Origin of the sequence: Brucella lupini (assembly GCF_002252535.1) — a bacterium.
GTDB lineage: Bacteria > Pseudomonadota > Alphaproteobacteria > Rhizobiales > Rhizobiaceae > Brucella > Brucella anthropi.
Genome location: NZ_NNRN01000057.1, coordinates 37,058 through 61,493, shown reverse-complemented (window position 1 = coordinate 61,493; position 24,436 = coordinate 37,058). Strand labels below are relative to the sequence as shown.

Genomic DNA, 24,436 nt, shown 5'->3' with positions numbered 1-24,436 from the left:
TGATTCAATCAAAACAGGAAATGCTCTAAAACAGAACCGTTTTGCCGGTGGCCGAAGGCATAGACAGAGCGAGGAGACGAGATGAATTCACGTCTCCTCAATGTCTGTGTCGGATCAACCAATGCTTTTGTCGGTTATCCGTGCGCTCTTCAGTATTTCGATGACCATTTCGGAGGCTTTGTTAAGCGAACCGACCGGTAGAAACTCGTAAATCGAGTGGAAGTTGTGCGCGCCGCAGAACAGGTTCGGGCATGGCAGCCCTTTTTCGGACAGCACCGCACCGTCATAACCGCCGCGCATCGGCAGCGGTGTCGGTGTCACGCCTATTGCCTTCATGGCCTGAAGGGCAAGCAAGACCGGGTAGCGATTTTCGCCCTGCAGGCTTTCGGCGGCATTCCGGTAGACAGCCTTGTAGTCTACATGAACCGTGCCCTCGCCATGAAGCTGGTTGAAACTTGCGGCGAGGTTTTCGATGAATGCACGACGTGTTTCGTAACCGTCCTTCGTGAAATCACGGATGTCGATGATCAGGCTGGTCTCGGCTACTGTTCCTTGAATGCCCTTGGCCCAATAATAGCCTTCGGTACCTTCCGTATATTCCGGGCGTTCGCCGCCCGGCATCATGGCAATGAATTGCTGGGCGTAGAGAATGGCATTGCGCAGCTTGCCCTTGGCCGACATCGGATGGGCTGGCTGGCCTTTGAAGGTGAGGCGGAATTCACCGGCATTCCAGTTCTCATACACGATCTCGCCAACCGCACAGCAGTCGAGCGTATAGGCGAAATCGGCGTTCAGGGACGCGACGTCGAGTGCCTTGGCTCCGAGCAATCCGATTTCCTCATCGGGAACGAAGACGACCTTGACCGTGCCGTGCTCGATTTCGGGATGCGTGGTCAGGATCTGCATGGCATGCATGACCTCGGCAATAGCAGATTTGTTATCGGCGCCGAGCAGGCTGGTACCGTCCGTCACGATGATCTGGTCCCCGACATAACGTTCCAGCTCCGGGAACTCGGCAAGCCGCATGACAGCACCGGTCGTTTCGTTGAGCAGGATATCTCCGCCCCGATAATCGACCACATGAGCACGGGTATCGGTCGTATATTCGCCGGACGTATCGAGATGGGCGACCCATGCAATCGTCGGAAACTGCTGATCGGCATTCGAGACATTGGCAGGCAATGTGCCGACAACGATCGAGTGGTCACGCTCTTCAACATCCATGCCCATGGCGCGCATTTCGCTGGCGAGCAACTTTGCGAGATCGGTTTGTCCCTCGCTCGACGGGAGGTTGCCTGCATTCGGCACAGCGGTCGTGTTGATGCGGGTATAGGCTAGAAAGCGGTCTACGATATCCATTATATTTTCTCGGCTATTGGTCGGAATCGGCCCGGATTTGATCCGAGAACCAAAGAAGAATAGCGGGCGTTTGGAGTGCCGATCTGATTGAATCAGATCGGCACTCTAAACTTTCTATCCAAAGCATAATCTTATCGATCCTCGTTTCACTCCGGTCGGATTATGCTCTATGCTCGCTACCCCGAATTTCATCACCGGTCATCAAACCGGCGGAGGACGAAGCCTATTCTTCGATGTCGACATCTTCGAACAGATAGCCGCCAAAGGGATCGATGCGGAAGTCTTTGACTTTCTTGCTGATCGGCTGCTCGACAATCTGATGAGCAATGGTCAGCCAGGGAGCCTGTTCCTTGAACACGACCTGCGCCTGCTCGTAGAGCTTGGTGCGCTCGGCCTGATCGGTGGTCAGCTTGGCTGCCTGAATGAGCTTCTCGAAGTCCTGATCGCACCAGTTTGCGCGATTGGCGCTGCCGATGGCCTGGCAGCTCAAAAGAGCGGCGAGGAAGTTGTCGGGATCGGCAATGCCACCGGTCCAGCCAAGCATGACGGCACCATCGCGGTCCTTATCCAGCGAACGCTTGAGATATTCGCCCCAGTCATAGGTGACGATTTCCGCCGTTACCCCCACCTTGGCGAAGTCAGACTGAATGAGCTCGGCTGCACGGCGCGCATTCGGCATATAGGGCCGCTGCACGGGCATGGCCCAGATCTTCATTTTCAGGTCTTTGACGCCCGCTTCATCGAGCATCTTGCGCGACTGTTCAGGATCGTAAGCGTCGTCCTTGACGTTCTTGTTGTAGCCCCAGACACTGGGCGGGAGCGGATTGACCGAAGCGACCGCAGAGCCGAGATACACTGCATCGATGATAGCAGCCTTGTTGACTGCCATGTTCAGCGCCTTGCGGACACGCACATCGTCAAACGGTTTTTGCTGGGTGTTGTAGGCTAGGAAGGACAGGTTCAAACCTTCCTTGTGCAGCATTTCGACGGCCGGGTCTTTCTTCATCTCTGCAATATCGGCGGGATTGGGAGCGGCAATGACATGGCACTCGCCCGACTTCAGTTTCTGATAACGCACTGCCGCATCCGGCGTGATCGCAAAGATGAGATTGTCGATCTTCTGCTTGCCCGCCCAGTAGTCGGGATTGGCCTGATAGCGGATGGCGCTATCCTTCTGATAGGCGACAAACTGATAAGGGCCGGTTCCGACTGGCTGCTGGCTGAACTCCGCAATGCGGCCTTCGGCGACCAGCTTGTCGGCATATTCCTTGGACTGAATGACGGCGAATGTCAGCGACAGCGTCGAGATAAACGTCGCTTCGGGATGCGCCAGCACAAACTTGACCGTGTGATCGTCGATCTTTTCGATTTTCTCGATCAGCGACGGGAAGGAATAGGCTCCGAATTGCGGCCATGTACCCTGATTGTAGTAGGGATTATCCTTGTTCCCCTGACGGTCGAACGTGAAGATCACATCGTCTGCATTGAATTCACGCGTCGGAGTGAAAAAACTCGTGGTGTGAAACTTCACGCCCTTTCGCAGGTGAAACGTATATTCCTTGCCGTCGGCAGAAACGTCCCAGCTTTCCGCGAGGCCGGGTTCCAGTTCCGTCGAGCCGCGCTTGATCTTGATAAGTCCGTTGGACACATTGCGCGCCGACGCGTCATACACGGCGCCGGATGTCGTTTGCGCCGCATCGAACATTTCAGGAGATGCCTCGGAGCAATAGATCAACGTCTTGGCAAAGACCTGTCCGACCGCCGTGCTGTTGAGCGCAGCCGCGACCAGCGCGGCTGAAAATAGTTTTCCGTATGTATTCATGAGGCTGCATTCCCTTGCTTGCGACGCGACCGACCTTCAACGGGTTGTTCAGTATCGACTTTTTCAGATGATTCTAAACAGCGGTGCGGCAGCATTTGAACGCGCAAAGGCTCGTGAAGCAAGCTCAAAAGGCTCGGGAGGCATGCGTAGAAGCGGTTTAACTGGCGCTGCCGGTTCCGGGGATTTCGGGGATCATCTGACGCAGCAGGTTTCGCAGGATGGATCGTACGGCGACGGTGGCTGCAGACTGTTCGCGGTCGCGGGGCGTGATAAGGCGCACCTCGCGCACGATGGCCGGGTCCGTCAGGGGGCGGGCCACGATGCCGCGACCGCGCAGCGCGGTAAAGGCATAGGCGGGTAGAACAGCGATACCGGCATTGACCTCGACCAGCGACAACACCGAGTGAATCTGGTTGACCTCCATATGCGGTCGAAGCGCCAGTTTTGCCTGTTCGAAGCCGATTTCCGTCAAAAGCCGGATATTGCTTTTCTGGGTAAGCGTAATGATGGGCTGATCGTCGAGTTCTGCCCAACGGACCTGCTCATGCCCGGCGAAATCGTGATGGGGCGACACGAAAATCATCAGCTGATCGCGCAGTGCCATCTGGCTTTCGACGTCGGAATCTTCACCGGAAAAAGTGCCAACGCCGAGGTCGCAACGCCCGTTGCGAACCTGTTCGATGACGATTTCAGGCCCGACATCCTCGATCTTGATGACGAGGTTGGGGTGTTCATCAGCCACGCGGCGAACCAGATGCGGAAGCACCGTCGTGCACAGCAAAGGCGGGGCTGCGATGCTGACCTGACCGCGCCGTAACTTCCCCAGATCGCGCACGACTTCGGCGGCGCGGTCAATTTCGGCAAGACCGGCAAGCGCACCTTCGGCAAAGGCACGTCCGGCATCCGTCAGGCTGACGCGCCGTGTCGTCCGGTCGAAAAGCCGCGCGTCCAGCACCGTCTCCAGATCACGGATCGTGTGGGAAAGATTGGCCTGGGTCGTCCTGACACGCTCGGCTGCGCGGGAAAAATTTCCCAGTTCGACCACGGCTTGAAAACATTCAATCTGGCGGAGAGTGGGACGCATCGGCTCACTTATGAGTTTTTGTTTATGAATATATTCTACTTACAAGACTTCTCGAATGAAAGAAAGTCAGGCTCGATCAGGGAGACGCGGGTTTGGAGTGACCCGCCCCGAAGCGAGGATTCCGATGAAGTATGACCGTCAGAACGCCAAGGCCCATTCGCGCGCTACGATGCGCGGTATCTGGGCTGCGGCAAACACGCCTTTCAATCAGGACGGATCGATCAATGAAGGCGGCTTTCGCAAGAATGTCGACCATTGGATCAACGATCTGGGCATTGACGGACTTTTCGTCGCGGGAAAGCAGGGCGAATTCTTCTCAATGTCGGTTGACGAGCGCAAGCGCATGTTCGATCTGGCTGTCTCGGCAGTAGGTGACAAGGCGCAGACAATCATGTCCTGCTCGGACCAGAACATGGATGTGGTTATCGATCTGGCCAAGCATGCGCAGGCCTGCGGCGCGGACTATATCGTCGTCCATGCACCTGTTCTGCATTTCCTGCGTGCGCAGGACGAAACGCTGCTGCGCTACTATGAAACCATTGCCTCGAAGGTGGATATCGGTCTTGCACTCTGGTCGCATCCGGATAGCGGTTATCTGATGAGCCCCGAGCTCTGCAATCGTCTGGCCGATATAGAAACCGTCGTCGCGATCAAATATTCGGTCCCACGCGACATGTATCGCAAGCTCACGGAACTTGCAGGCGACCGCATTCTGGTCTCGACCGCATCGGAAGACGAATGGCTGGATAATATTCTCGAACTGGGCTGGCAGCTCTATCTCTGCTCTTCACCGCCCTACACGCTGCAGACCAAGGTTGATCGCCGCATGCGCGATTATACCGACCTGGCCTTTGCGGGCAAAGAGGCCGAGGCGCGCGCCGTCTGGCAGAGCCTCGAGCCTGTCCGTCATGCCTTCAAGTCGACGCGACCGGCTGAAAAGCCCACTTCGCATCAAAAATACTGGCAGGAGCTGCTCGGCCAGGTTGGTGGACCTGTTCGTGCGCCGATGCTTGAGCTGACCGACGCTGAAAAACGGGCAATCCGGGAGGCATTTGATAGCTGCGGTCTCAAACTGTCCTGATCGAACCGAAAAGGGGAACAAGAATGACAAAACTCAGCGCTTTCAATTTCCAGAAATGGATCGATGAACACAAGCACCTGCTGAAGCCGCCTGTCGGCAATCAGCTGGTATTCAAGGATGCGGACCTGATGGTGACGGTCGTTGGCGGCCCGAACAAGCGCACCGATTACCACGACGATCCGGTCGAAGAGTTCTTCTATCAGCTCAAGGGCGACATGCTGCTGAAGCTGCATGACACGTCGACTGGCGAATTTTACGACGTGCCGATCCGCGAAGGCGATATCTTCCTTCTGCCGGCGCATATCCGTCATTCGCCGCAGCGCCCGCAAGAAGGTTCCATCGGTCTGGTGATCGAACCGGCCCGTCCTGAAGGCGTTCTCGATGCCGTCGAATGGTATTGTTTCGAATGCAGCGGTCTCGTTCATCGCGCCGAAGTGGATCTGGAATCCATCGTCGACGATCTGCCGCCGCTCTACGCTGCTTTCTACAACGATGAGAAACTGCGGACCTGCCCACATTGCAATACTGTCCACCCCGGCAAGAACCCGCCGGAAGGCTGGGTTGCGCTCTGATGAGGCATGCCCGGCGGAACTGCCGGGCGCCCATCCATAAAAAGACAAGGGGAAATGAAATGAAAAACAAACTCCTGATGATCGGCCTGCTGGCGGGGCTGACGACCGGTGCTGCTGCTGCTGAACCGGTCAAGATCGGCGTGATTACGACCTTGTCAGGTCCGGGAGGTTATCTCGGTCAGGACGTGCGCGATGGCATGAAGCTTGCCATTGATGCCGAAGGCGGCAAACTCGGCGGTGTGCCGGTTGAACTGAAGGTCGAGGACGACGCTGCCAAGCCCGGCAACGGACGACAGATCGCCGAGCGGTTCATGTCGGAAGACGGCGTCAAGCTTTTTACCGGCATCATCTTCTCGAATGTAGCCGGCGCAACCGTGCCGGATATCATCGATAATGACAGTATCTATATCAGCGCCAACGCCGCGCCATCAAACATGGCGGGCAAGGGCTGCGATGCGAATTACTTCGTGGTTTCCTGGCAGAATGACTCGCTCCACGAGGCATCGGGCATTGCTGCGGAACAGGAAGGTTTCAAGCGCGCCTTCATTCTTGCGCCGAACTATCAGGCAGGCAAGGATGCGCTGGCTGGCTTCAAGCGCCGGTTCAAGGGCGAAGTTGTCGGTGAAATCTACACCCAGCTCGACCAAACCGACTATTCGGCTGAGATGGCGCAAATTCGCGCCGCAAACCCTGATGTGGTCTTCCAGTTTCATCCGGGCGGCATGGGCATTGCGTTCATGCGCCAGTATCAGCAGGCAGGCCTTCTCGGCAAGATTCCGATGGTTCTTTCCGAACCGTCCAGCGATGCGGTGATCCTCAAATCACTGGGTGATGCTTCGGTCGGTATCATGGCCACCAGCCACTGGAGCCCGGATATGGACAATGCCGCGAGCAAGGAACTCGTGGCAAAGTGGAAAGCCGCTTATCCTGACCGGCCTCTGACCTATTACGGCACGCAAGGCTACGACGTGGCTCGCCTGATTGCTTCTGCCTTGAAGCAGACCGGCGGCGTTGACGATATCGATGCGGTGCGCGAAGCGTTGCGGAAGGCTGACTTCCAGTCGGTGCGTGGCAATTTTGCCTTCGGTCCGAACCAGCATCCGTTGCAGGACTGGTATCTCCTTGATGTCGTCAAGGGCGAGGACGGCAACCCGACCACCAGGATCAAGAAGAAGCTGATCGAAAATTACGGTGATTCCTATTCTGCAGAGTGCAAGCTCTAACAGCCACCGTTCGGCGCGCGCGAAAGTGCGCGCCACGCTTCTTTTCATTTCTCATGAAGGTCGTTTCCTCCAATGACACTCATCTTCGAGCAACTTTTGAATGGCCTTCTCTACGGCGTCATGTTGTTCCTTCTGGCAGCAGGGCTGACGCTGATCTTCGGGATCATGGGCGTCATCAACCTCGCTCATGGCTCGCTCTACATGATCGGCGCTTTCATCGGCACCTGGGTGGCCGTGCAGACCGGAAATTTCTGGTTGGGCCTACCCGCAGCCATTCTGGCCGCGACGATTGCCGGTATCGTGATCGAGCTTGGCGTCATGCGAAAGCTCTATCAGCGCGATCATCTGGATCAGGTGCTGGCGACTTTTTCGCTCATTCTGATTTTCAATGAGCTGACCGTGCTGATCTTTGGCCGCCAACCGATTTTCACGCAGTTGCCTGCATCGCTCTCGCAGCCGATCGAACTGTTTTCAGGCCTGAGCTATCCGCCGTTCCGGCTGCTCATCATTGTGGCTGGCCTGCTGGTTGCCGGTGGTCTTTATCTGCTCATCAACCGTACCCGCATCGGCATGCTGGTTCGGGCAGGTTCGACCAACCGCGATATGGTCCGCGCGCTCGGCGTGGATATCCGTCTGCTCTATACGCTGGTGTTTGCGCTTGGTGCGGCTTTTGCGGGTCTTGCAGGATTCATGACCGGACCGATCCTTGCCGTTCAGGTCGGTATGGGCGAGCAAATCCTGCTTGCCACCTTCGTGGTCGTGGTTATCGGCGGCGTTGGCTCGATCAAGGGAGCTTTCATTGCCGGTATTTCGCTCGGTATCATCGATACCTGCCTGCGCGCCTTTCTGCCTTCCATTCTGCGTCAATTCATGGCCGGGGCCGAAGCTGACGCGCTTGGCGTGGGCATTGCGTCCATGGGCATCTATCTGCTGATGGCCATCGTTCTTCTGTTCCGCCCGAGAGGCCTCTTTCCGGTGGGAGCCTGAATCATGTCATATCGTATTTTGTTTGTTTTCCTCGGCTGCGTGGCGCTTGCACTTTTCCCCTTCGGGGCCGAAGCGCTGGGGCAGACTGCTGCATCCAGCCTTGTTGCCCGGATCATGATCTATGCCATCGCCGCGGCCAGCCTCAATCTGATCCTCGGCTATGGCGGGATGGTTTCCTTCGGTCACGCCGCCTTCTTCGGGATCGGCTCTTATGTCGTGGGTATCCTTTATTTCCACCACGCGGAAGAGACATTGCTTTTCGGCTTCATTCCGGGTTCCGACCAGTTTCTGATCACCGTTCCGGCGGCCATGCTGGTGGCAGGTCTTGCCGCGCTGGTCATCGGTGCGCTGGCGCTGCGCACTTCCGGCGTGCAGTTCATCATGATTACGCTCGCCTTCGCTCAGATGCTGTTCTTCCTCTTCGTTTCGCTCAAAACCTATGGCGGCGAAGACGGTATCATCGTGCGGCGGGCAAATGATCTTTTCGGCCTCAGCCTGCGTGACAAGACGACGATGTATTATGTCATCCTCGTTTCGATGATCCTGTATTTCGCTTTCTTGTGGCGGGTTGTCCATTCGTCCTATGGCGCGGTGCTTTCCGGCATTCGCCAGAGCGAGCGGCGCATGACGGCCATGGGAATCGAAACCTATCGCTACAAGCTTTACGGCTTTGTCCTTGCCGGAATGGGCGCTGGTCTGGCTGGCGCGCTTCTCACCATCTTCATGCGTTTTGCAAGCCCGGATACGCTGCACTGGACCAAATCGGGTGAGTTGATGGTGATGGTCATTCTGGGTGGGGTCGGCACGTTCTTCGGGCCGATCTGGGGAGCAGCCGCCTTCCTGATCCTGCAGACCTATCTCGCTTCCTGGACTGAACATTGGCAGCTTGCCATGGGCATCATTCTGCTCGTCGTTGTTTTGGGAACCAAGGGCGGTATTGTCGGCGGCTGGCGCGCGCTTTGCCGTCCGTTTCGCAAAGACCGGAAAGTTGAGGTGCCCGCATGACTGCAATATTGCAGGTCCGCGATCTGGTGAAACGCTTTGCCGGACTGGTCGCGACGGATCATGTGACGCTCGACGTCACGGAAGGGCATATCCATGCCCTGATAGGCCCGAACGGAGCGGGCAAGTCCACGCTCATCAACCAGCTGTGCGGTGAGTTGGCTCCCACATCGGGGACGATCAGCCTGATGGGTGAAGATATCACCAATCTACCCGCAGCAACGCGTGTCGGGCGCGGGTTGGGACGCACATTCCAGATATCGACGCTCCTGAACGATATGAGTGTGCGCCAGAACATCGCGATGGCGGTGCAGGCGCGCGAGGGGCACAATTTCCGGATTCTCGACAGTCTGAAAGGCCGCAGCGCCATCTGGCGTGAGGTTGATGCAATCCTTGCCGGAAGCCGTCTGGCCAATCACCCGGAGAAGCTTGCAGGCGATCTGTCGAGCGGTGGGCGCAAGCAGCTGGAACTGCTGATGGCGCTGGCCGGAAAGCCGAAGCTTCTGCTCCTTGATGAACCGATGGCTGGTCTCGGCCATGTCGAAAGCCAGGAAATGATCGAGCTTTTGCAGGGGCTGCGCGGCAAGGTTTCGATGCTGCTCGTCGAGCACGATATGGAGGCGGTGTTTGCGCTCGCTGACCGCATATCGGTGCTGGTCTATGGTCGCTTCATCCTCACAGGTACGGTGGAAGACATTCGGGCAAGTGAAGCTGTGCGGGAAGCCTATCTCGGCGGGGAGGAGGAACTGTGCTGAAAATCGAAGGACTTCAGGCCGCCTATGGCCATTCGCAGGTATTGTTCGACGTCTCGCTGGAGGTGAATGAAGGGGAACTGGTCACCCTCATGGGCCGCAACGGCATGGGCAAGACCACCACCATACGCACATTGATGGGTCTGCTCGCTCCAAAAGGGGGACAGGTCCAGATCGCGGGGCGCGACACGACCAGCTACAGCCCCGAAAAAGTGGCACGCCTTGGCGTCGGTCTTGTGCCGGAGGGCCGACAGATTTTCCCGACATTGACCGTGCGGGAAAATCTGGTCGCAACCGCATCCAACCGCTGCAAGCGACAGTCGCCATGGGATCTTGCCAAGATATATGCGCTTTTCCCGCGCATGCAGGAGAGGGCGGATCAGACGGCGGGCACGCTTTCAGGTGGCGAACAGCAGATGCTGGCCATCGGGCGTGCATTGATGACGAACCCGCATCTTCTGATCCTCGATGAAGCGACGGAAGGGCTTGCCCCCGTCATTCGCACGGAAATCTGGCATTGCATCATGCAATTGCGCGAAATGGGCCAGTCGATCCTTCTGATCGATAAGAATATCGCGGTTTTGAAGAAGTTGGCGGATCGCCACTATATTGTCGAGAAAGGTCGAACGGTCTGGCGCGGGACGAGTGCCGATCTCGAACGCGACCGTGAGCAGGTGCATGCTTATGTCGGTATCTGAGACGATCGTCCTCGTTGGATGGGGCGCTATCGGCAAGCGGGTTGCGGACCTTCTCGCTGAGCGGAAAAGTCCAGTAAGAATCGGCGCGGTGGCGGTGCGTGACCGGGCGGCATCCCGTGACGGACTGCCTGCCGGTGCCGTGCTCATCGAAAATCCTGCCGAGCTTGCTGCCACCGGCGCAAGTCTTGTGGTGGAGGCGGCAGGTCGCCCCAGCGTCTTGCCGTGGGGCGAGGCGGCGCTTTCCGTCGGAATGGATTTTGCGGTTTCATCGACATCGGCTTTCGTCGATGATGCCCTGTTTCAAAGGCTGAAGGATGCGGCTGCGGCCAGCGGCGCGAAGCTTATTATTCCACCCGGCGCGCTGGGCGGCATCGACGCGCTTTCGGCTGCAAGCCGGCTTTCGATTGAAAGTGTCGAGCATCGCATCATCAAGCCTGCAAAAGCATGGGCGGGCACGCAGGCCGCCCAGCTGGTGCCGCTCGATGAAATCAGTGAGGCCACGGTCTTCTTCACGGATACGGCACGCAAGGCAGCCGATGCTTTTCCGCAAAATGCCAATGTCGCGGTGATTACCTCGCTTGCTGGGATTGGTCTCGATCGTACCCGTGTCACATTGGTTGCGGACCCGGCAGCGCGTCTCAACACGCATGAGATCATTGCCGAAGGCGATTTCGGTCGGATGCATCTGCGTTTTGAAAATGGTCCGCTCGCGACCAACCCGAAATCGTCTGAAATGACCGCGCTCAACCTTGTGCGTGCGATCGAGAACCGTGTCGCCACGACTGTCATCTGATGCACTTGTTTAACGAAAAGCCCCGCAGTAGCGGGGCTTTTTCTATTCGGAAGCCTTATTCCGCATCCATCTTGCATTGTGCGGCATAGATATCGCCATGCGCGGTCAGGACTTTCTTCTCGGTCTTCAGATAAGGCTTGCCGTTGGCGCCTTCGGCTACACCCAGCGCATACCAATCCTGAACGGGATGCTGGTTCGGTCCGAGTTTGAATTCTCCGCGCACGGAAGGAATTTGCGCGGAAAGCAACGCCTTGCGGAATGTCTTGGCATCGATCTCGTCACCCGAGACGCCAGCAAGACCGGCACCCATCATCAGCGCGGCATCATAGCCTTGTGCGGCATAATAGGTGATCGGGCGATCCCCGAATTTCGCTTTCCAGGCGGCAACGAATTTTTTGTTTTCCGGATTGTCGAAATCGTCGTTCCAGTGGCTGGTCACCCGTACGCCGTCGGCTGCCTTTCCGACAACATTGACGATCACCTGATCGAGCGATGCCGGATGGACGACCATCGGGATTTCTTTCAGCAGACCTGACTGCTGATATTGCTGCAGAAACGCAATGCCCATACCGCCCGGTTCGAATTCATAGACCATCGCTGGCTTTGCGGCACGGATCTGTGCGATTTCAGCGGCAAAGTCGGTCTGGTCCATCTGGGTATAGACTTCGCCGACGATCTTGCCCTTGTAGAAGCGCTTGAACGCATCCATCGTCTCGCGCCCGGCCTGATAATTCGGCGCGATCAGGAATGCCGAAGGATAATCCATTGATTGCGCCAGCGCGCCAGCGCTTTCTCCCTGGCTGTCATCCTGCCAGGAGCTGACGAAATAGTTCGGGTGGCATTCCTTGCCTGCAAATTCGGCAGATGCGGTGTTGGGGCTGATATAGATGCCGCCTTCGTCGAGAATATCTGGCAGAGCCGCACCGGCGACATTGGCGAAGACCATGCCGGTAAAGAGTTTTACGCCCTGTTCGGACAACATGGCTTCGGCAATCTGCTTGGCATTGCCCGGCTTGAGGCCGTCATCCTCGACCTTGAGCGCGACCGGCTTGCCTCCCAGTTCGCCGCCATTCTGATCGATTGCGAGCTGGAAACCGTCCCGAATGTCCTGCCCAAGATAACCGGCAGGGCCGGACAAGGTTGTGATCATGCCGATGGTGACGGGTTCTTTGGCGAAAGCCGCGACAGTTCCGGCCAGAGATAGACAGAGTGCCGAAGCACCAAGCAGTGAAAGCTTGAGCATGAAAGTTCCTCTCTTGATTGCCCTTCACGACCTTTTCTCTGTCCCGCGCTTGAAAACGTTGTTCCGGACAGGAGGTCTTGCCGGTCATTTCATGCTGAAACTTGAAGTCCGTAAACTGAACACTCTTCGCACTGCTATGAGGCTCAGGAATATCAGAAGGGTGTATCGAGGATGGGAGGGAGCCTGTATTCAACCTGTCTTCAACCTGTCCGGGCAATTTCCCGAAGCACCTGAATGAACAGGTCGGCCGTGGCGGAACGGTTGCTCTCAGGAAGGGTGGTGATCCCCAGAAAGCCGGAAGTGGCGCCAAGCTGAACCGGCAGGATGGCAAGCTGTCCCGACGCTTCTTCAATCCGCGCCACCTGCGCGGGCATGACGCAAATATAATCCGCCTGCAAGAGCAAGCCCCTATTGATGAGCGGTGAGACGGATTCGACGGATTGTGCAGGCGGCGGAACGCCTTCCTCGCGGAATGTGCGATCGATCTGGAGGCGGAGATTGGTTTCCTTCGGTGGCAAGATCCAATCCCATTCGATCAGATCATGAAGGCGAAGTGCGGGGCGCAGCGTCAATGGATGGTTGCGGCGCACAACGACGACGGCGTTATCCGGAATCAGGACTTCCTGCACGAGATTGACCGGTTCATGTCGCTCGGAAAGGCGGCCTATCACCATGTCCAGCTCACCCGCCCGCAATGCTGGCATCAAGACATCATCCGTTCCCGTCACGACCTTGACCACGATGCGGCGATTGTCGCGCCGGACTTTGGCGATGGCTCTGGGAAGCAGATCGGCAGACGCTGAAAGCAGGGTCCCGATGGCCAGCCGTCCGCCTGTCCCGTCGCGCAGATCGGCAAGATTTTGCTCGGCCACCATCAGATGAGCCAGAAGACGTCTTGCATCTGTGGTCAGCTGCATACCCGCATGGGTCGGGACAACGCCCCTGTTGGTGCGCGTGAAAAGCCGCAATCCGGTCAGGGCTTCGATTTCCTGCAATGCCTTGGTGACGGCGGATTGGGTAACGTTCAACCGATCGGCAGCGCGCGCAATGCTGCGCTCCTCCTCGATCGCATCGATGATGCGGATATACCGGATCGTCAGATGATTGGTGAGCAATGCCATATCGCCTCCTCAAGGATATGTCCGCTCACAGATATTCTATTTCCTCATATCTGTCGCGGTCAGAATTCACTTTCCTTTGTCGGCAGGACTTGGAAATCTCTCATCGAAATGGGTTGAGGAGAATTGGAATGACGAAACGTCACGCGGAGATCGCTGGCGCAGGCATTGCGGGGCTGGCTTCTGCCACAGCGCTCGCCCAACGCGGATGGAGCGTAAGGGTGCACGAGCGCTCGCCCAATCTGCGCACATTCGGTGCCGGGATTTATATCTGGAGCAATGGCCTGCATGTGCTCAAGGCCCTCGGCGCTTACGACGAGGCCGTGATCGGCGCTCATGAAGGACCGGAGTTCCATACACGCGATCACCGCAATGAAACGATGGAAGAGATTCCAATCAATGGCAACGGACCAGCGCGCCTCATAACAATCCTGCGTGAAACATTGCTGACGGCATTGCTCAATGCTGCGCGTCGTGCCGGCGTTGAAGTCGTCACCGGTGCGGAAGCTGTCGGCGCAACGCCCGAGGGTGAATTGCTGCTGGCCGACGGTAAGCGACTTGCTGCCGATCTGGTCATCGGGGCGGATGGCATCAATTCCAAGGTTCGAGATTCGCTCGATCTCATGATGTACCGAAAGCCGCTTGGCTACGGTGCCGTGCGCATGATGATAAAGCGTGATAGCGCAGACGCTCCCGTTGAAGATCTGCCGCGCTATATCGAGCATTTCTCCGGCTCGCGCCGTATTCTTTATACGCCCGCCAGCGAGACTGATCTCTATATCGCGCTCTGTGCATCGGTTGAAGACGAGGCGGCCTATCGCACACCGGTCGATACCGCGCTCTGGACCGAAAGTTTCCCGCATCTTGCATCTTTGATCGCTCGTTTCGGCGATGCGGGGCGGTGGGATGCATTCGAAGTCCTGAAGCTGAAATCATGGAGCAAGGGCCGGGTGGCGATCCTCGGTGATGGCGCTCATGCGATGCCGCCTTATCTCGGACAAGGCGGTGGTTGCGCTCTGATGAATGCGCTCGGGCTGGCGGTTGCGCTGGACGAACATACGGATGTGAGCGAAGCGCTGGCTGCCTGGGAGGCGCGCGAACGCCCGCTGACCGAACATACGCAGGATACTGCGGAGCGACTGGGCGACATGAATTACTGGCCCGACGACGTGCGCTCGCAAGTGCTGAAAATTACCGGGAAATGCGCTCCGCTTGGTGCCGAACGTATGAAGACCGCTTTGCATATTCCAACAGGCGCAGCCTGAAACGCCGGATGATGGAGATTTCCATGAACTCGATGAAAATTGGCAACAATATATTTTCCTGGGATGAAACCGGAAGCGGCCCGGCCATCGTGCTGCTTTCCGGATGGTGTCAGGATCACCGTCTGTTCAAGACACTGGCGCCGGAACTGGCGAAGAATCATCGCGTCATCCGCTTCGACTGGCGCGGTCACGGCGACCATCGTGACCATGACGGCGACTTCGACATCAACCAGCAAGCCGACGATCTTGTCGCTTTCGTCGACGCGCTGGAGCTTGAGACCTTTCTTCCCGTCTCGACCTCTCATGGCGGCTGGGCCAATATCGAAGTCACTGACCGGCTGGGATCAAGCCGCGTGCCGAAATCGGTTGTTATTGACTGGATCATGAACCAGCCGAACGAAACCTTCTTCGAACTGATCGACGGTATTCAGGACCGGCAGGTCTGGGAGAATGGTCGTGCAGGCTTCTTCGATTACTGGATCGGCGACACGAAGAATGCCGATATCGTCAATCACGTGAACAACGAGATGGCGGGCTATTCCTATGAAATGTGGGCCCGCTCGGGGCGGGAGATCGGCAAAGCCTATCGCAAATGGGGCAGCCCCATGCAGCGGATGGCAGCCATGGCCGAAAACCGTCCGATCACCCATATTTATTCGCAGCCATTCGAGCCGGAATATACGCAGGCACAGGTGGATTTTGCAGCTCGCAATCCGTGGTTCCAGCCCAAGAAGCTCCCCGGTACGACCCATTTCCCGACGCTTGAACAGCCTGCGAATGTGGCCAACGTCATCAGCGTGTTCAACGCATGATAAAACTCACTGAAGAAGCAGGTTTCGAGCCTGCCCGCCTTGATCGCGATTACAATGCCAAGGCCACCGTTTCGCCGGAAGCTTTCGCCGCCGAAATGGTGCGCTATCGCGAGGCAAGCATCGCGCCCCGGGCCGATTGGGGCCGGCATTTCGACGTGGTCTATGACGAAGAAAGCGGACAGCGGATCGATATTTTCGGCCCGCCTTCCCAAAGTGGACCGTGTCCGGTCTTCGTGTTTGTTCACGGCGGTTACTGGCGCGCGCTGTCAAAGGAAGATTCTGCCATGATGGCGGGGATGCTCGCGGCCGAAGGTATTGCGACCGTTGTCGTCGATTATCGTCTGGCGCCGGAAGTCTCCCTCGCGGAAATTACGCGGGAGGTGCGCGCGGCACTTGCCTTCGTCTGGCGTCATGGACGGGAATATGGTCTCGATCCCGACCGGATATCGGTTGGGGGGAGTTCGGCAGGTGGTCATCTTGCTGGTGCGCTTGTTGCGGAAGGCTGGCAGGACGATTTCGGTTTGCCGTCGGATGTTGTTAAGTTTGCCATGCCGGTCAGCGGGCTTTTCGAGCTTGCACCACTGGCGGCAACCTTTCCGCAGGAATGGCTGAATCTCGGGCCCGCCGATGTCGATCAGCTCAGTCCGATCCGCCACATTCCCGTGCGTGGTTGTCCGATTGCCGTGGCATGGGCAGAGCATGAGGCTGACGGTTTCAAGCGTCAGTCCCGCGCTTATGCCAAAGGCTGGGCTGCAGCAGGCGGAGAGGTGAAAACCATCGAGGTCGCAAACCGGAACCATTACGATATTCTGATGGACTGGTGCTCGTCCGAAACCGAGATGTCGCAGGCTCTGCTCGCCGGTATTCGCAACATCGGTTAGCACTACAGTTGCATTCTTCGTGATGCCGGGCTGCAAAAGCGCTTTATCTGCGTTCCGGTGCTCACGTACCTTTAAGTACGCTCCGCTCCGGTACTCGAAAATCACTCTTTTCGCCACGGCCTGATGAATTTGCAACTGTAGTGTTAGAGCGTATTCCGAAAAGTGTGAAACGGGTTTCGGAAAAGATTCGCGGTTCAAAGCAAATATTTGGAGCACCGATCTGATTCGATCAGATCGAAACGTGCTCTGATCGGCTTTCGAAAAGAAATTGTACGGTCGCGTAGCGAAGCGCGGCTGGTGGTTTCGCGCGGGCAAAACTTGCCAGCTTTATACTAATTCATGCGGTTATCCTCATGGATATATGGTTTTAAGATGAATTGTCGCATGAATTAAAACATCCCATTCTGACCGTAACGATGATCTGGGCGTGGCCCGAATTTTTAGATTGCAGAGGCTTTCTGATGCAAAAATCCGACGTGCAGCTTTTCATAGGTGGTGAATGGCGCAAGACCGCCAATACGCTTCCCATCATCAATCCCGCAGACGAGACTGAAATCGGGCAAGTTGCGGTCGCGGAACGCGAGGATCTGGAGGCGGCACTTCAGGCGGCGTGGGACGGTTATCAGGTCTGGCGCAACACTGCGCCTGCGGCCCGTGCTGCGATCATCATGAAGGCCTCGGCGCTCATGCGCGAGCGGCAGGAAGAGATTGCACGCGCGATTACGCTGGAAAACGGGAAGCCGATCAGCGAAGCCCGGCTTGAGGTTATTCGTGGCTGCGAATTCTTCGAATGGGATGCTGGCGAGTGCATTCGTTTCTATGGCCGCGTCATTCCGAGCGCGCCCGGCATTCGCTATATCGTCGTGCACGAGCCAATCGGTCCGGTCGCAGCGTTTGCGCCGTGGAATTTCCCGATGAGCCAGCCAGCACGCAAGATTGCAGGCGCCTTAGCTGCCGGTTGCTCCATTATCCTGAAAGCTTCCGAGGAAACACCGACGGCGGTGACACATATTGCGCGTGCATTCGAGGATGCAGGCCTGCCAGCCGGTGTGTTGAATCTGGTCTTCGGCGTTCCTGCCGATATTTCGCAGTTTCTTATCCCGCGCCCGGAAATCCGGGCGATTGCGTTCACCGGATCGACTGCCGTTGGCAAACACCTGACCGAAATCGCTGCGCGCCACATGAAACCGGCGCTGATGGAACTTGGCGGCCACGCTCCCGTCATCGTTTGCGAGGATGCCGATCCGGTCGTTGCGGGTATTGCCTCGGCGCGCCGCAAATACCGCAATTCGGGTCAGGTATGCACCTCGCCGACGCGCTTCTTCGTTCACGAAAGCCATTATGAACGTTTCACTGCGGCTTTCATCGAAACGGCGCAATCGATCCGTGTGGGCAACGGCATGGATGAGGGGGTCCAGATGGGCCCGGTCGCCAATGATCGCCGCGTCATGGCTCTCGAAGAGTTGGTCAGCGATGCAGAAGCGAAAGGTGCGAAACTGCTTTTCGGTGGTCGTCGCCTGAAGAACAATGGCTATTTCTTCCCGCCAACGGCTCTGGCTGAACTGCCGGACGATGCCCGCGCGATGTCGGAGGAGCCATTTGGTCCGCTGGCGCTGATCAATCCGGTTGCCTCTCTTGATGCGGCTATTGAAAAGGCGAATTCGCTTCCGTTTGGTCTGGCGGCATATGGTTTCGCAAACTCAGCGGAAAATGTGGACCGTCTGATGACGGGACTGGAAGCTGGAAACGTCTCCATCAACACGCTTGAGGCTTCTGTTGCCGAGACGCCATTTGGTGGTGTCAAGGATAGCGGACTCGGCCGCGAAGGCGGCGCCGAAGGACTGCATCATTATACGGTCGTGAAAAACGTCTCGCACCGTCTGGTGAACAGCCTGTAGGCGACTTCTCTTTAATCGCTTTTCAGACCCGTCGCCATTGATCACTGGCGGCGGGTTGGCCTGCTTCGGTACTCAAGGTGTCAAAGACACCGGCAAGCTACATGCCCTGTTCACTGACTTGAAATGCTGTCCGTGACGATTACTCATCCGGTCATCATTCGATAGATCGCCGGTAGAGCGACAGGCAGTTTCGACAGTTTGGCGACAAGAGCGTAGTTTCTACGGCCGAAAAGCGTGGGAAGGTATGCATTCGCCTCCCGATCAACGGTCACGGCAAAGACGTTGACGCCTGTTGTGCGTGCTTCAGCAACGGCCCTGCGACTGTCTTCGAGTGCGAACCGGCCTTCATAATGGTCAACATCGTTCGGTTTGCCGTCCGTCAGGACCAGCAGAAGCTTCTTTCTGTTGGGCTGTTCGGCAAGCTTTGCTGTTGCGTGACGGATGGCGGCTCCCATGCGCGTGTAGAAACCGGGCTTCAGCGCCGCAATCCGGTATTCTACGGCAGAACCGAAAGTTTCGTCGAAGTCCTTTACCGTTTCGACCCGCACCCATGAACGACGGCGCGAGGTAAAGGTCTGGATGGAACAGCGGTCGCCACAGGCAGCAATGCCATTGGCCAGAACCAGAAGCGCCTCCTTTTCCACATCCACCACACGCCGATTATCGATCCACGCATCGGTGGATAGCGACACATCGACCAAAATGGTGACGGCAAGATCGTTTGCCTTGGGGCGGCTCATCAGGTGCACGTGGTCGCTGCCCTGTCCTCCGGCGGCAAAATCGCATCGTGAACGGACCACGGCATCGAGATCGAGATCGTTGCCATCGAGCTGCGCACGCATCAATTCGCGGCCTGGCCGCAGGATCTCGAACTGACGGCGAACCCGGCGCACAAGGCTTTGCGCTTCATCATCCAGTTCCAGCGCTTCTTCACGGTCCTGCGCTGGTCCTGCCAGAACACTGCAATGATCGGGAAGATAAACACCTTTCCGATAGTCCCATTCCGGATAGGTCAGTTTGGCGGCGAGAGCCGTTCGATCAACCGCTTCTGGCGGCAGATCGAGATCGAAACGGAAACGGGCCGCAGGTCTGCCCTTGCGTTCGCCCAATGTCAGATCGTCAAGCTCCTCTGCAGATTTTGCGTTCTGCTCGTCGCTATCATCCGTTGGCCTGTCGACGCTCACCATCTCCGCCATGGCAAGGATTTTCTCAAAGCGATTGAGAATGAACGGGCTTCTGTCGGCCAGCCTCGGATCCTGCTTCTCGCGGTTGGCAATCTGCCGTCCGGTTTCGACACCGTCCGCCTTGCTGTTCAGCACTGGCTGGTCATCGTTATCGCGCGGCGCGGTCTCTTCGCGTCTGATCAACTCCGGCCAGAGTGGGACGGGCAGGGCGGGCAGATAGCTCGCGGGTGCGCAATGCGGAAAGATCGTAGGGAGACTGTCGTCCGGCAGTCCTGCGCCTTGTTTCAGAAGCGCCAGAATGCGCTCCTCCACTTGTTGCTCCAGACCATAGAGCGGACGTTTGGGGCGCACAGCCAACACCGCTTCGCACAATCGCGCATAACGCTTCTGCAGGCCCGGAAATATCCGGCAAGTCTTCGCAACCGTATCCGATGCCACTGCAAGCGCTGCAAGATTACGGCGCAATGGGTCATGCGGAAGCTCGCCCACTTCAGTCGGCATAACCGCCATATAGCCCGTGAGCCAGACATAGAGATCGTAATTGAGCGTTCGATCCGGAAAGAGCGCAATTTCGGGCGGCAGCATCAATGTCGCTTCATCCCGCAACGGCTGGCTAAGCTTCTCTTCGCCCAAAGCCATGCGCTGCCGCAATCCCAGCCTGTGCCCTGAGGTTCGCGCACGGGCCGGGGCAATCTGTACGGCGACATCGCCACCAAAACCACGGAAGCAGATGGCGAGCTTCTGGCGAATATCGCCAAGTTGCACAACGTGCTGGGGATAATGCGGCCACGATCCGGTCTTGCCGATCAGGCGGTGCCAGGCCCGGCCAACGGTTTCCTCCAGTTCCAGAAAATCCAGCATGATGTGCCCGCCTATTTCAGCATTGCATCGGCAACTTCAATCAAAGCGGCTTTCACGTCAGGCTCATCGGTCAGCGGCTCGATCATCGCGGCACGCGCCGCTTCGCGTTGCGACATGCCGGCGTCGATCAGCGTAGCGCAGTAGACCAGCAGGCGGGTTGAAACGCCTTCTTCCAGATCGTGGCCTTTCAGCCCGCGCAGCCGGTGGGCCAGCGCCACCAGTGGCGCAACCTTTTGAGCCGTGAGGCCGCTCTCTTCGCTCACCACCGCGATTTCCTGTTCCTTGGGCAGGAAGTCAAATTCAATGGCGACGAAGCGCTGGCGCGTGCTTGGCTTCAGGGATTTCAACAGGTTCTGATAACCCGGATTATAAGATACGACGAGCATGAAGCGGTCAGGCGCTTCGAGCAGTTCGCCGGTGCGTTCCAATGGCAGAAGGCGGCGGTCGTCGGTCAGCGGATGCAGAACCACGGCCACGTCCTTGCGCGCCTCGACGATCTCGTCGAGATAGCAAATGCCGCCTTCACGCACGGCGCGGGTCAGGGGACCATCCACCCATATGGTATCGCCGCCTTTCAGCAGATAGCGCCCGGTCAGATCGGCAGCCGCCAGATCGTCATGGCAGGAAACCGTAGAAAGCGGCAGGCCGAGTTTTGCGGCCATATGGCTTACAAACCGCGTCTTGCCGCAACCGGTCGGTCCTTTGAGAAGCAATGGCAGCTTACGCATCCAGGCCATTTCGAAGAGCGCACATTCATTACCGGACGGGCTGTATGGTGGGATCGAGACATCGGCATTTTCAACATTTCTGAGACTGGGGTTCATGACCATTTTCCTTTGTATCAGGCAATGAAGCCCCGCCATGAGGCGGGGCCTGGTGTCGATCATTCAGCGGGTTGTACGAAGCCGGAGGTGTTTTCGCGGCGTTCCTTGCCGGGAACCAAGACGGCCCAGATGAACATGAAGGCCGAAATCACCACCACGACGCCGGAGCCGAGGCGTATCCAGTAGAACAACGACAACTGGTCCTGCACGACCATGAAGCTCTCACCTAGAACCCGCTGCAGATGGGTTTGGACAACACCTGCGAAGGTGAGCGCAAAGGTCATCACGGACATGGCCGTGCACATGGCCCAGAAACTCACCATGGAGAGCATCTGGTTGTACGGTGCCCGTCCGCGCAGTTCCGGGATCGCATAGGCCATGACTGCGAGATTGAGCATGACATAGGCGCCGAAGAAGGCGAGGTGCCCGTGGGCGGCGGTAAGCTGCGTGCCGTGGGTGTAATAGTTGACCGACGACAGCGTGTGCAGGAAGCCCCATACGCCAGCCCCGAAGAAGGCCATCACCGAGCAACCGATGGACCAGAGAAGAGCTGCACGGTTTGGATGTTTGCGGCCGGCCTTCCATGTCATCACGAAGGTGAAGATGACCATGGTGAAGAATGGAGCAACTTCCAGCGTCGAGAACAGTGAACCGATCCACTGCCAGTAGCCCGGCGCACCGATCCAGTAATAATGGTGACCTGTTCCAAGAATGCCGGAGAACAGCGCCAGACCGACGATGACGTAGAGCCATTTTTCGACGACTTCACGGTCGATGCCGTTCAGCTTGATCATCAGGAAGGCGAGGATCGACGCCATGATGAGTTCCCACACGCCTTCAACCCACAAATGGATGACATACCACCAGTAGAGCTTGTCGAGTGCGAGATTGATCGGATTGTAGAAGGCGAACAGGAAGAACAGGGCAAGGCCCCACAGACCGAACAGAAGGATGTTGGTCACGGTCGTCTTGCGGCCCTTGAGCGCCGTCAGCGTAATGTTGAACAGGAAGATCAGGCAGACGACGACGATGCCGACCTTGATGATGAATGGCTGTTCGAGAAATTCGCGCCCCTCGTGAATGTGGAACAGATAGCCGACAACAGCGATACCGGCGGCGACGAAGAACAGCCAGAACTGGATGACGGCGAGTTTGGTGCTGTAAAGCTCGGTTTCCGTTTCTTCCGGCAGAAGATAATAGGTCGAACCCATGAACCCCATCAGCAGCCAGACGACCAGCGCATTGGTGTGGATCATGCGAACGATGTTGAAGGGCAGAAGCTCCGACAGCGTATTGGGCAGAACATAGATCGTGCCAGCGAGAACGCCGAATGCGACCTGCGCGATGAACAGCACGAGCGCTCCATAGAAATAGAGCATCGCGACCTTTTGGCTTTCATATTTCATATCATAAAACTCCGTTCATCCCGCGCTCAGCCTGCCTCGTTGGGTGGCCAGTTCTGCGTCTTGATGCGACTGGTCCATTCGAGGAAATCAGCCAGATCGTTGAGTTCCTGTTCGCTCAGGTTGAACTGGGGCATCTGGCGACGCCCTTCTATCCCTGTGGGCTGCGCCTGCATCCAGGCTTTCATCGTCTCGCGTGCGCCTTCCGGGTCTTCTTCGCCGCCCCAGCGCTTCCAGACATTGCCAAGCTCGGGCGCAAAATATGCGCCTTCGCCAAGCAGTGTGTGGCAGTTGATGCAGGAGTTTTTCTCCCAGATGTGCTTGCCGCGCGCGACCGCATCGGTCAGCGTCGATTCATCCGTGGACGTGGTTTTCATGTAGTAGTGGCTGTGCGCCGTCAGCCCCACGAAGATCGCGAAAAAGAAAATAGACCCGCCGTAGAAGACGTTTCGTGCGCCGGTCTTGGTTAGGCGTTCTGCCATCCCCTTCGTCCTTTCATTGGCCGAAGGCGGAGCCTCGGCATCAAATCCCCCGTCGATAGTGCGGCTGGTCAATCCCCTCGCCAGCATCACGGGACAGGACTGTTCTATCGGTCGGAGGAAAGCCTTCTTTGCGATTTGGCAAAGACTGGAGCATTTCCGAGCCAAAAGTGCGAAGCGGCTTTGCGTCGGATAATACGTAAAAACAAAGAGATAGCGTGCCGCTCAGAGGAGGAAGCGCACTGCGACAGAACGCACCAGTGCCAGTGTGAGCAGAACGGCGGGCCAAGCCAGCAAGGCAGGCTTCAATATGCCGTCGGTTCCGCGCATTTCCATGAAGTCGAGGATGACGAACCAGCCTTTTGCAAAAGCGAGGATCAACACAATGACGATAGCTGCGAGCATCCCGGCGCTGGTGCCTGCGATAAATGCACCGCTCAAAGCGAGAATGATCAGAACGACGAATGTACGGGTCAGGGATGAATGGTCACGATCGGACACTGCGGGCCTCAGGCAAGATAAAGGACAGGAAACATCACCAACCAGACGAGATCAATCGCGTGCCAGAGCGTCGTGATCAGCAGAACATTGGAAGCAGATGGTCGCCATGCGACCAGCGCCAGAATGATCGATCCGAACAGCACATGCATGAGGTGAAAACCGGTGAGGAGAAAATAAAGCTCGAAGAACGAACCAGTTGCTTCATCACCAGCAAACTGGATTTCATGCGAATATTCGATGAGCTTGATTGCTACAAAAACGAGGCCGAAAAGGGCGGCATATAAAAGCGGACGGCGAGCCTGACTGACATTGTGACGTCTGCGCACGGCAATAGCCGCCTGCCAGCCGCTCATCAGCAGCACAACGGTGTTGGCTGCAGCCAGACCGGGGCTGAGATGCGCGCGCAACTGCGCAACGCCTTCCACATTGATGGCCGACATCACCATGAACGCAATCAGCAGGATTGCGAAGGCAACGAGTTCGCTCCACACGAGGATCCAGAGCAGAAGATCATCTTCCGCGCGATCCTCCGCGTTGATTGCAGTTATGGCCAAATCTTCGGTTCCAGACATGGAACATGCCTAGCGCCCGCAG

The 24,436-nt window shown here is 57.2% G+C and carries 23 protein-coding genes; 12 read left to right on the top strand and 11 right to left on the bottom strand.

All coding sequences use genetic code 11. From position 1 onward, the window contains the following. Positions 1 to 114: 114 nt before the first annotated feature. From pepT to CES86_RS21895, 3 genes are all read right to left on the bottom strand, one after another. Entirely contained in the window at positions 115 to 1,359 is a 1,245-nt protein-coding gene (gene pepT, locus CES86_RS21905) for a peptidase T (protein WP_094515445.1), read from the bottom strand. A 223-nt stretch (positions 1,360 to 1,582) separates the two neighbouring features. Next, on the bottom strand, positions 1,583 to 3,181 hold the full coding sequence (locus tag CES86_RS21900; RefSeq protein ID WP_010660587.1) for an ABC transporter substrate-binding protein: 1,599 nt from the start codon (positions 3,179 to 3,181) through the stop codon (positions 1,583 to 1,585). Positions 3,182 to 3,338: 157 nt separating this feature from the next. Continuing rightward, the gene (locus CES86_RS21895) at positions 3,339 to 4,265 is read right to left on the bottom strand and encodes a LysR family transcriptional regulator (protein ID WP_010660588.1); all 927 of its coding nucleotides are present in this window, start codon (positions 4,263 to 4,265) and stop codon (positions 3,339 to 3,341) included. A 124-nt stretch (positions 4,266 to 4,389) separates the two neighbouring features. On the opposite strand from CES86_RS21895, the gene CES86_RS21890 reads away from it, so the two are divergent. The 8 genes from CES86_RS21890 (at position 4,390) to CES86_RS21855 (ending at position 11,373) form a co-directional block, all read left to right on the top strand. Beyond that, positions 4,390 to 5,346 (top strand): dihydrodipicolinate synthase family protein, encoded by a 957-nt coding sequence (locus CES86_RS21890; RefSeq protein ID WP_094515444.1) that lies wholly within the window; start codon positions 4,390 to 4,392, stop codon positions 5,344 to 5,346. Between the two features lie 23 nt (positions 5,347 to 5,369). Then, positions 5,370 to 5,918, top strand: coding sequence for a 3-hydroxyanthranilate 3,4-dioxygenase (locus CES86_RS21885; RefSeq protein WP_010660590.1), 549 nt, complete (start codon positions 5,370 to 5,372; stop codon positions 5,916 to 5,918). A gap of 59 nt (positions 5,919 to 5,977) precedes the next feature. After that, the gene (locus CES86_RS21880; RefSeq protein ID WP_010660591.1) at positions 5,978 to 7,141 is read left to right on the top strand and encodes an ABC transporter substrate-binding protein; all 1,164 of its coding nucleotides are present in this window, start codon (positions 5,978 to 5,980) and stop codon (positions 7,139 to 7,141) included. A gap of 72 nt (positions 7,142 to 7,213) precedes the next feature. Next, complete coding sequence (locus tag CES86_RS21875; protein WP_010660592.1) at positions 7,214 to 8,128, top strand: branched-chain amino acid ABC transporter permease; 915 nt, start codon at positions 7,214 to 7,216, stop codon at positions 8,126 to 8,128. A 3-nt stretch (positions 8,129 to 8,131) separates the two neighbouring features. After that, on the top strand, positions 8,132 to 9,133 hold the full coding sequence (locus CES86_RS21870) for a branched-chain amino acid ABC transporter permease (protein ID WP_010660593.1): 1,002 nt from the start codon (positions 8,132 to 8,134) through the stop codon (positions 9,131 to 9,133). Beyond that, positions 9,130 to 9,885, top strand: coding sequence for an ABC transporter ATP-binding protein (locus CES86_RS21865; RefSeq protein WP_094515443.1), 756 nt, complete (start codon positions 9,130 to 9,132; stop codon positions 9,883 to 9,885). The genes CES86_RS21870 and CES86_RS21865 overlap by 4 nt, the downstream gene beginning before the upstream one ends. After that, the gene (locus CES86_RS21860) at positions 9,879 to 10,580 is read left to right on the top strand and encodes an ABC transporter ATP-binding protein (RefSeq protein WP_012093676.1); all 702 of its coding nucleotides are present in this window, start codon (positions 9,879 to 9,881) and stop codon (positions 10,578 to 10,580) included. Before CES86_RS21865 ends, CES86_RS21860 begins: the two co-directional genes overlap by 7 nt. Continuing rightward, positions 10,567 to 11,373: an aspartate dehydrogenase gene (locus CES86_RS21855; protein ID WP_094515489.1), complete on the top strand. Its 807-nt coding sequence runs from the start codon at positions 10,567 to 10,569 to the stop codon at positions 11,371 to 11,373. Before CES86_RS21860 ends, CES86_RS21855 begins: the two co-directional genes overlap by 14 nt. 55 nt (positions 11,374 to 11,428) lie before the next feature. Here CES86_RS21855 and CES86_RS21850 read toward each other — a convergent pair whose 3' ends face one another. Together CES86_RS21850 and CES86_RS21845 are read right to left on the bottom strand one after the other, a co-directional pair. After that, positions 11,429 to 12,616: an ABC transporter substrate-binding protein gene (locus CES86_RS21850; protein ID WP_010660597.1), complete on the bottom strand. Its 1,188-nt coding sequence runs from the start codon at positions 12,614 to 12,616 to the stop codon at positions 11,429 to 11,431. Between the two features lie 200 nt (positions 12,617 to 12,816). Then, a complete protein-coding gene (locus tag CES86_RS21845; protein ID WP_094515442.1) occupies positions 12,817 to 13,737 on the bottom strand; it encodes a LysR substrate-binding domain-containing protein in 921 nt (306 codons plus the stop codon). Between the two features lie 128 nt (positions 13,738 to 13,865). Here CES86_RS21845 and CES86_RS21840 point away from each other — a divergent pair, with 128 nt between their 5' ends. From CES86_RS21840 to CES86_RS21825, 4 genes are all read left to right on the top strand, one after another. Further along, entirely contained in the window at positions 13,866 to 14,999 is a 1,134-nt protein-coding gene (locus CES86_RS21840) for an FAD-dependent oxidoreductase (RefSeq protein ID WP_094515441.1), read from the top strand. Positions 15,000 to 15,022: 23 nt separating this feature from the next. Continuing rightward, positions 15,023 to 15,811: an alpha/beta hydrolase gene (locus CES86_RS21835; RefSeq protein ID WP_012093671.1), complete on the top strand. Its 789-nt coding sequence runs from the start codon at positions 15,023 to 15,025 to the stop codon at positions 15,809 to 15,811. Next, on the top strand, positions 15,808 to 16,692 hold the full coding sequence (locus CES86_RS21830; protein ID WP_094515440.1) for an alpha/beta hydrolase: 885 nt from the start codon (positions 15,808 to 15,810) through the stop codon (positions 16,690 to 16,692). The genes CES86_RS21835 and CES86_RS21830 overlap by 4 nt, the downstream gene beginning before the upstream one ends. A 461-nt stretch (positions 16,693 to 17,153) precedes the next feature. Next, complete coding sequence (locus CES86_RS21825; protein ID WP_094515439.1) at positions 17,154 to 18,590, top strand: NAD-dependent succinate-semialdehyde dehydrogenase; 1,437 nt, start codon at positions 17,154 to 17,156, stop codon at positions 18,588 to 18,590. Positions 18,591 to 18,733: 143 nt separating this feature from the next. Here the strand turns inward: CES86_RS21825 and CES86_RS21820 are convergent, their stop codons facing one another. From CES86_RS21820 to CES86_RS21795, 6 genes are all read right to left on the bottom strand, one after another. Beyond that, complete coding sequence (locus CES86_RS21820) at positions 18,734 to 20,635, bottom strand: nitric oxide reductase activation protein NorD (RefSeq protein ID WP_094515438.1); 1,902 nt, start codon at positions 20,633 to 20,635, stop codon at positions 18,734 to 18,736. Positions 20,636 to 20,646: 11 nt separating this feature from the next. Beyond that, positions 20,647 to 21,459 (bottom strand): CbbQ/NirQ/NorQ/GpvN family protein, encoded by an 813-nt coding sequence (locus CES86_RS21815; RefSeq protein ID WP_094515437.1) that lies wholly within the window; start codon positions 21,457 to 21,459, stop codon positions 20,647 to 20,649. A gap of 59 nt (positions 21,460 to 21,518) precedes the next feature. Next, positions 21,519 to 22,865, bottom strand: a complete 1,347-nt coding sequence (locus CES86_RS21810) for a nitric-oxide reductase large subunit (protein ID WP_012093666.1) — start codon at positions 22,863 to 22,865, stop codon at positions 21,519 to 21,521. A 26-nt stretch (positions 22,866 to 22,891) separates the two neighbouring features. Beyond that, entirely contained in the window at positions 22,892 to 23,344 is a 453-nt protein-coding gene (locus CES86_RS21805; protein ID WP_010660607.1) for a c-type cytochrome, read from the bottom strand. Between the two features lie 222 nt (positions 23,345 to 23,566). Further along, a complete protein-coding gene (locus CES86_RS21800) occupies positions 23,567 to 23,842 on the bottom strand; it encodes a cytochrome C oxidase subunit IV family protein (protein WP_094515436.1) in 276 nt (91 codons plus the stop codon). An 8-nt stretch (positions 23,843 to 23,850) separates the two neighbouring features. Beyond that, on the bottom strand, positions 23,851 to 24,414 hold the full coding sequence (locus CES86_RS21795) for a cytochrome c oxidase subunit 3 family protein (RefSeq protein WP_094515435.1): 564 nt from the start codon (positions 24,412 to 24,414) through the stop codon (positions 23,851 to 23,853). Positions 24,415 to 24,436 lie beyond the last annotated feature (22 nt).